General features: G+C 49.6%; 2 protein-coding genes. Both read right to left on the reverse strand.

Translation table 11 applies throughout. The annotated features are described in order from the left end of the window. Nucleotides 1–767: adenosine deaminase (locus DEH07_03940; GenBank protein HBY03688.1), on the reverse strand; the 767-nt coding region annotated here is incomplete at its 3' end. Nucleotides 768–848: 81 nt separating this feature from the next. Beyond that, nucleotides 849–1523: hypothetical protein (locus tag DEH07_03945; GenBank protein HBY03689.1), on the reverse strand; the 675-nt coding region annotated here is incomplete at its 5' end.

Below are 1523 nucleotides of genomic sequence, written 5' to 3' on the forward strand. Positions count from 1 at the left end.
AGGTCCGGACGCAGAGAACTGTATCGCAGCATAGTCCATAAGCCAAGGCGTACCCTGTCGGCGATTTCATCGGCGGTTATTGCTTCATGGCATGAATTTACACCGGCGGCGGCTACTGCGTTAAGCAGTTCGTAGGAACTGCCTGCTGTATGTCCATCTATACCCAGTCCCGCTTTTTTAGCCAGGTTGACTTTTTCGACAAGGCTTCCGTCCCCCTGGATAAGCATCGGCCACCGGGTAATCTCACCCACTTTCAGGACATGGGGGTCGAGAAAGACTTTTTTTAAGTTTTCAATAGAGAAAGATTCCGTTTCTTCGGGATAAGGGGACTGAGGTGCAATCCTGGCTGTCCAAAAAAGTCTTAAAGGGTAGTTTTCCAGGGCTTCTAACATCTTTAGAAACCGTTCGGCGCCGAGGCTGATATAAAAAATGAGGCCGTCACAGAGTATTGTGGTAGTGCCGCCGGCCAGGGCTGCCTCCATGATGCTGACCGGGTTGTAAACAAACCAGGGGTGAAAATGCGCTTCGATCAAACCGGGACAAAGATAACAGCCTCCGGCGTCAATCACCCGAGTATTTGATCCGACCATTTTTCTGCTCAGTCCTACATAGGCGATCCTTCCATTCCAGACAGCAACATTTGCCGGGTATATTTCCCCACTGAACACATTTACCAAATTGCCGCCGTCAAGGTAAAGATCCGCTTCCCCGGTTCCCCTGGCAACGCTGATTAAACCCAGAGACTCTTCAACTTTCGCTGTTTTCAAAAAATTTTTACCTCCGGGAACAGAAGAATAGGGTAAAAGATATCCCGCTGAGAGTAATGCCCGTGCACATCTTTATCAGGGTCATCTGCATTCTCCAGGGTTTAATTTGCGGCTGGGGACAACCGTCCTTTTGTTTTTAACATCAATAATTCCCGAAGCAGTTATTCTCAAAACGGGAAGGGAATCACAGGTCAGAAATAAAAGCGAAAAGCATATGTCATTGTATTTGTAGCCCAGAGCGCTTGCCTTTTCATCAAGCTCCTGTATTTTTACGGCTGCTTCGGCAAAACTTTGTGTGCTCATTACGCCCGCCAGTTTCAGGGGAAAAGAAAATGAGATTCCCCCCTTTTCAATAAGGGCTATTCCTCCTCCCATTTCTACAACCTTTGAAGCCGCACGGGCCATTGCCGAAAAATCCTGCCCGACAACGAAGAGATTTAAAGAACTGGAAAGTGTGGTGGCAAGAGCCTCAAATTGGCCAAGGCCGCGGCTGCTGATAAGCCCATTTGTAACCTGGTTTGAGCAGCTGCTGATCAGGGCGTAGTACAGCAGATCGTCCTCCCTCTCCAGATACCCTTCCCGTTCATTCAAGAACCTGTCCTGCCGCCTGGTGATAGCCCCGGAGATTAGCTCGATAACCGGGAAAGCTTCATCCTGTGACCCCGGGACCCGGTAAGTCGCCGGATTTGCTACCAAATCAATGGACGGAAGCCGGCTGTACAGGCCGATTTCACCCCAGTCAGGCTCCGTTATGGA

It is taken from the genome of Desulfotomaculum sp. (assembly GCA_003513005.1).
Lineage (GTDB): Bacteria > Bacillota > Desulfotomaculia > Desulfotomaculales > Nap2-2B > 46-80.